The organism is Arthrobacter mobilis, from assembly GCF_012395835.1.
Classification (GTDB): domain Bacteria; phylum Actinomycetota; class Actinomycetes; order Actinomycetales; family Micrococcaceae; genus Crystallibacter; species Crystallibacter mobilis.
The window spans coordinates 92,263-98,498 of sequence record NZ_JAAZSQ010000016.1; the positions used below are offsets into that span (position 1 = coordinate 92,263).

5 protein-coding genes are annotated in these 6,236 nt (G+C 70.2%); all 5 read right to left on the bottom strand.

Translation table 11 applies throughout. The features are described from left to right. Positions 1 to 22: 22 nt before the first annotated feature. From pgl to tal, 5 genes are read right to left on the bottom strand one after another with little or no spacing between them, the layout of a single operon-like run. Complete coding sequence (pgl, locus tag HGG74_RS15200; protein ID WP_168487673.1) at positions 23 to 820, bottom strand: 6-phosphogluconolactonase; 798 nt, start codon at positions 818 to 820, stop codon at positions 23 to 25. Continuing rightward, entirely contained in the window at positions 810 to 1,751 is a 942-nt protein-coding gene (locus HGG74_RS15205) for a glucose-6-phosphate dehydrogenase assembly protein OpcA (protein WP_168487674.1), read from the bottom strand. Before HGG74_RS15205 ends, pgl begins: the two co-directional genes overlap by 11 nt. Next, positions 1,748 to 3,310, bottom strand: coding sequence for a glucose-6-phosphate dehydrogenase (gene zwf / locus HGG74_RS15210; protein ID WP_168487675.1), 1,563 nt, complete (start codon positions 3,308 to 3,310; stop codon positions 1,748 to 1,750). The genes HGG74_RS15205 and zwf overlap by 4 nt, the downstream gene beginning before the upstream one ends. A 9-nt stretch (positions 3,311 to 3,319) precedes the next feature. Further along, positions 3,320 to 4,945: a phosphoglucose isomerase-related protein gene (locus HGG74_RS15215; RefSeq protein ID WP_168487676.1), complete on the bottom strand. Its 1,626-nt coding sequence runs from the start codon at positions 4,943 to 4,945 to the stop codon at positions 3,320 to 3,322. A gap of 6 nt (positions 4,946 to 4,951) precedes the next feature. Beyond that, a complete protein-coding gene (gene tal / locus HGG74_RS15220) occupies positions 4,952 to 6,067 on the bottom strand; it encodes a transaldolase (RefSeq protein WP_168487677.1) in 1,116 nt (371 codons plus the stop codon). Positions 6,068 to 6,236 lie beyond the last annotated feature (169 nt).

Sequence of the window (6,236 nt, forward strand, 5' to 3'; positions counted from 1 at the left end):
GGTTATTGGGGCGCGAGGGCCCCTAGTCCTCCGGGCGGGAGTCGCCGTCGAGCAGGGAGCGGGGCACCTCGGCCGCTGCCTGCTCATCCAGCAGCCACAGCGTCTGCCGCCGGCCGCGGACCCCGGCAGCAGGTACCTGGACCGGGGAAGCGCCGGCCAGGGCCAGCCCCACCGCGCCCGCCTTGTCCTTACCGCCGGCGACCAGCCAGATCTCGTCTGCCGAGTTGATGGCGCCGAGGGTCAGCGAGACGCGCTCCGGCGGCGGCTTGGGGGAGCCATGCACGCCGACCACCGTGCGTGCGGTCTCGCGGATGCCGGCCATTTCCGGGAACAGCGAAGCAATGTGGGCGTCGGGCCCAATGCCCAGCAGCAGCACGTCGAAGCGCGGAACGGCTGCGTCTGCCCCTGCGCCGTCCACCCGGGCCGCCTCCCGCAGTTCGTCCGCATACGCCGCAGCAGCCGCATCGGGACCGGTGAACTCATCGGCGGCGCCGAACGGATGAACGCGTGCCGGATCCAGGGCCAGCCGGTCCAAGAGGGCCGCACGAGCCTGCAGTTCGTTCCGGTCGGGGCTGTCCTTGGCCACGAAGCGCTCGTCGCCCCACCAGAAGTTCACCCGGGACCAGTCCACGTCGGCCACGCTCTCGGCTTCGCCCACGGCGGCCAACATCGCGATCCCCAGCGTGCCTCCGGTGAGCACTACTGTGGCCTCACCGCGTTCGGCCTGCAGGGCGGCAAGCTTGGCCACCAGGCGGCCGGCGGCCGTGGCGGCCAGGATGGCCGGGTCGGCTTGGATGCTGACTGTCGGTTCAGCGTTCACTGCGGCGCACACTCCTCAGGTTGGTCCGCGGCAGGCCCTGGGTGATGACTTCGCCGAAGACTTCGTCCGGGTCCAGCCGGCGCAGTTCCTCGGCGAGGCACTCGGCCACGCTGCGCCGGGGCAGGGTGATCCGCTGCAGGGGCTGGCCGGGCAGGATCAGTTCGGCCACGGTCTGGCCCGGGCGCAGGATGCATACGTCCCCGGCGGGGCGGACCAGGCGCACGCCCCGGATCCCGGTGCCGGGGGTGTCCTCGATGATGGTCACCGGGGCGTTCAGGGCCAGGGTCAGCCAGGCGGCCAGCAGCACGGTGCTGGGCGAATCCGCGGCGCCTTCGACGGAGACCGAGACCACGGGGGAGAAGTCCACCTGGTCCAGGGCGGCGGCCAGCTGGATCCGCCAGTTGGTCAGCCTGGTCCAGGCCAGGTCCGTGTCCCCGGCGGCGTAGACCCGCGAAAGCTGGTCCAGCGCCTGCTTGGGTTCGGGTTCGTTGTTCGAATCGGTGATCCGGCGCGTGGCGATCTTCCCGATCGAGGTCGCGGACGCGGACGCCGGCATGCCGTGCGGCCACCAGGCGACAATCGGGGCATCGGGCAGCAGCAGCGCCGAAACCAGGGATTCGCTCTCGGCGGCCAGCTGGCCGGTGCCGTAGAGCACGATGATTTCGGCCGCCCCGGCTTCCCCGCCGAGGCGGATCTGGGCGTCCAGGCGCGTGGGCTGGTCCGCCCCGCAGTCCACCAGCACGATGATCCGGCAGGGGTGTTCCCGGCTGGCGGTGTTGGCGGCCCGGATCGCCTCCTCCTCAAAGCCGGACTCGGTGACGATCACCAGGGTCAGCACGCGTCCGAGGGTGAAGACCCCGTTGCGTTCGCGGATGGCGACCAGTTCCTTGGAGACCTTGGAGGTCGTGGTGTCCTTCAGATCCAGAATCACGGCCTTCTCCAGCTGCGTCCGTCGCGGGCAAGAAGTTCATCGGCCGAAGCCGGCCCCCAGGACCCGGGGGCGTAGGGCTCCGGCCGGGTGCCGGTGGCCGCCCAGTATTCCTCGAACGGGTCCAGGATCTTCCAGGACAGCTCCACTTCCTGGTGCCGCGGGAACAACGGCGGCTCGCCGAGAAGCACGTCCAGGATCAGCCGTTCGTAGGCTTCCGGGCTGGATTCGGTGAAGGCATGCCCGTAGCCGAAATCCATGGACACGTCGCGGACTTCCATCTGGGTGCCCGGGACCTTGGAGCCGAACCTGATGGTGGCGCCTTCGTCGGGCTGGACCCTGATGACCAGGGCGTTCTGGCCGGATTCCTCGTCCCCGTGGTCGCGGAAGAGCAGGTTGGGCGCGCGCTTGAGCACGACGGCGATTTCGGTCACCCTCCGGCCCAGCCGCTTGCCGGCGCGCAGGTAGAACGGGACCCCGGCCCAGCGCCGGGTATGGATGTCCAGGCGCAGGGCGGCAAAGGTCTCGGTGGTGGAGTCCGGGTTGAACCCTTCCTCCTCCAGGTAGCCCCTGACCTTTTCCCCGCCCTGCCAGCCGCCGGTGTACTGGCCGCGGGCCGAGGAGCGGGACAGGTCCGCCGGCAGCCGCACGGCGGCCAGCACCTTCTCCTTCTCCGCGCGCAGGTCCTCGGCGTTGAAGGAGATCGGCTCCTCCATCGCGGTCAGGGCCAGCAGCTGGAGCAGGTGGTTCTGGATCACGTCCCGGGCCGCGCCCACGCCGTCGTAGTAGCCGGCGCGGCCGCCGATGCCGATGTCCTCGGCCATGGTGATCTGGACATGGTCCACGAAATTGGCGTTCCAGAGCGGTTCGAACAGCTGGTTGGCAAAGCGCAGCGCCAGGATGTTCTGCACCGTTTCCTTGCCCAGGTAGTGGTCGATCCTAAAGACCGCATCGGGCGGGAAGACGGACTCGACGACGGTGTTCAGCTCCCGGGCGCTGGCCAGATCGTGGCCGAAGGGTTTCTCGATCACCACCCGCCGCCAACGGCGCTGCGGCCGGTCCGGGCCCGGCTCCGGCTGGGCCAGGCCGTGCCGGGAGAGCTGCTGGCACACCTGCTCGAAGTCCTTGGGCGGGATGGACAGGTAGAAGGCATGGTTGCCCTGCGTGCCGCGCTTGGCGTCCAGTTCCTCTACGGTTTCCTTCAGCCGGGCGAAGGCCGCATCGTCGCCGAACTCGCCCCGGACGAAGCGGATGCCCTCCGCGAGCCGCTCCCACACGTCCTCGCGGAAGGGCGTGCGGGCATGCTGCATCACCGAGGCCCTGACCTCGGCCGCGAAGTCCGCGTCGTCCCAGTCCCGCCGCGCGAAGCCGACCAGGGCGAAGCTGGGCGGCAGCAGGCCGCGGTTGGCCAGGTCGTAGACGGCAGGCATAAGCTTCTTGCGCGCAAGGTCCCCGGTGACGCCGAACAGGATCAGGGAACAGGGCCCGGCAATCCGGTTCAGCCGGCGGTCGCGCGGATCGCGCAGCGGGTTACCCCGCCGCGCAACGGAGGTTTCTGGCATCGGTGCTGTTTATCCTTCGCCGGCAATCCGGGCCACGGCGTCGCGCAGCTGCTTGACGCCGGTGCCGCGGTCGGTCAGATGGAGCCTGAGGACCGGCCGTCCGTGGTCGGCCAGGACCTGGGCGTCCCCGGCGGCCTGGGCTGCGATCAGCTCGGCCAGGCTGAAGGGACGGCCGGGAACCGGCAGGTCCACCGCCGACTCCGCGGTGATCTGCAGGTAGATCCCGACGGCTGGTCCGCCCTTGTGGAACTGCCCGGTCGAATGCAGGAAGCGCGGGCCCCAGCCGAAGGTGACCGGCCGGTGCGTCAGCCCGGCCAGCTGCGGGCGCAGGGCGGCGAGCTCGGCCTGGCCGAAGCGGTCCAGGTAGGCCTGGACGCTCAGGTAGCCGGTTGGCCCGAGGGTGCCCAGCAGGGCGCGCAGTGATCCGGCGAGCGTGTCCGCGCCGCCGAGCAGCTGCGCGTCGGCACGCACCTGTACCGCGCCGTCGGTAAAGGCCGGAGCCTGGGGCTCGGGGCGGGCGTCCAGCAGGCCGCGGGCGGCCACCTTTGCCGCCTCGACGTCGGGCTGGTCGAAGGGGTTGATACCCAGCAGCCGGCCGGCCACCACCGTCGCGTACTCCCACAACAGCAGCTGGCTGCCCAGCGTGCCGGAGATGACGACCTGGCTGGCATCGTCGGCCGGTGCGGTGTCCGCGGTGGGGGAGACCAGCCGGACCAGCAGGACGTCGGGGGCCTGCCACCCGGTTTCCGGATCGCCGGCGTTGGCCACCACCGGCAGCACTCCCGTGCCCTGCTTGCCGGTGGATTCTGCGATGAGCTGCTCGGCCCAGTCGGCGAATCCGACGATCCCGGACCCCTCATCGGCGATGACAATCTTGTCCCGCAGCGGAGAGGTGCCGCCGAGGGCCGCACCCAGGGCCAGGGCGATGTTCTCCGGGGCGTCCTCGGCCAGGATCTCCGCCGCCTCCTCGGCGTCGTCGAGCAGGGCCTCGATGTCCACCCCGGCCAGGCCCGAAGGCACCAGCCCGAAGGCGGTCAGCGCGGAGTAGCGCCCACCCACGTTCGGATCGGCGTTGAACACGGCTCGGTAACCGGCCTCGCGGGCCGCGGCGTCCATCGGGGACCCCGGATCGGTGACCACGATGATCCGGGAGGCAGCATCCAGGCCTGCCTCGGTGAAGGCGTGCTCGAAAATGCGCCGCTGCGAGTCGGTTTCGACCGTGGAGCCTGATTTGGAGGCCACCACGAGGGCCGTCTCGGCCAGGCGCTCGGCCAGCGCCGCGGCGACCTGCTCCGGATCAGTGCTGTCCAGCACCGTCAGCTCCACGCCGGCAGTGTTGGCAATCACCTCCGGGGCCAGCGAGGAACCGCCCATGCCGGCCAGCACGATCCGGGTGACCCCTTCGGCGCGCAGCGCCTCGCGCAGGTCCAGGATGTCCCGGACCAGGGGGCGGGAGAGCTCGGCAGCCTCCACCCAGCCGAGGCGGACGGCCGCCTCGGACTCGGCCTCGGGGCCCCACAGGGTGGGGTCCTTGGCGGCAATGCGGGATGCCACCTTGTCCGCAACCAGCGTGCCGACGTGTTCTTCAACCGCGGTGCGCGCGGCACCTGATGCCTCGAAGGACAGCGAACCCATGCGTTGTCAGGCCTTTCCTGCGTTGTCCAGTGCCGCCTGGATGGTGCCCAGCAGCTGGTTCCAGCTGGCCACGAACTTCTCCAGGCCTTCTTCCTCAAGCTGTCCGGTGACCTCGGTGTAGGAGATGCCCTGCGCAGCGATGGCATCGAGGACCTTGTTGGCCTCATCCCAGGTGCCGGAGATGGTGTCGCCGGTGATCTCGCCGTGGTCGGCCACGGCTTCCAGGGTCGCCTCCGGCATGGTGTTCACCACGCCCGGGGCCACCAGTTCGGTCACGTAGAGGGTGTCCGGGTAGGCCGGATCCTTCACGCCGGTGGACGCCCAGAGCGGGCGCTGGACGCGGGCGCCGGCCGCAGCCAGGACGGCCCAGCGCTCGGTGTCGAACTGCTCCTGGAAGATCTGGTAGGCCAGGCGCGCATTGGCCACGCCGGCCTTGCCCTTGAGCGCGGCGGCCTCGTCGGTGCCCACCGCGTCCAGGCGCTTGTCGATCTCGGTGTCCACGCGGGAGACGAAGAACGAAGCCACGGAGTGGATGCCGGCCAGGTCATGGCCGTTCTCCTTCGCCTGCTCCAGGCCGAGCATGAAGGCGTTGATGACCTCGCGGTAACGCTCGAGGGAGAAGATCAGGGTCACGTTGACGCTGATGCCGGCGGCCAGGGTCGCCGTGATCGCCTCCAGGCCCTCGGCCGTGGCGGGGATCTTGACCAGCAGGTTGGGCCGGTTGATCACCTCGGACAGGTGCTTGGCCTCGTAGACCGTGCCGGCCGCGTCGCGGGCCAGCCGCGGGTCCACCTCGATCGAGACCCGTCCGTCCACCCCTTCGGTGGCCAGGGCCACCTCGGCGAACAGGTCGCAGGCCTCGGAGACGTCCTCGCTGGTGATCGCGAAGACCGCGTCCTGCACGCTGGCATCCCGCTCCACCAGGTGCCTGACCTGGGTGGCGTAGGCCCCGGAGTCCTTGAGCGCAGCGGCGAAGATGGTCGGGTTGGTGGTCACGCCGACGACGTTGTGTTCCTTGATCAGCGCCTGCAGCGAACCGGAGGTGATCCGGTCCCGGGACAGGTCGTCGAGCCAGATGGACACACCGGCATCGGAGAGGGCCTGGGTGTTCTTGTTGGACATGGAACGCTCCTTCTTAAGCCTGAGTGCTGTGGGCGAGGGATTCGCGGGCTGCTGCGACGACGGCTTCGGGGGTGAGGCCGAATTCGCGGAAGAGGGTTTTGTAGTCGGCGGAGGCGCCGTAGTGTTCGAGGGACACGGCGCGTCCGGTGTCCCCGAGCAGGCGGTGCCA

Excerpts from the sequence above, each read along its gene's own strand:
- zwf (WP_168487675.1), bottom strand. The coding sequence starts at position 3,310 with ATGCCAGAAACCTCCGTTGCGCGGCGGGGTAACCCGCTGCGCGATCCG.
- HGG74_RS15215 (WP_168487676.1), bottom strand. The coding sequence starts at position 4,945 with ATGGGTTCGCTGTCCTTCGAGGCATCAGGTGCCGCGCGCACCGCGGTT.
- tal (WP_168487677.1), bottom strand. The coding sequence starts at position 6,067 with ATGTCCAACAAGAACACCCAGGCCCTCTCCGATGCCGGTGTGTCCATC.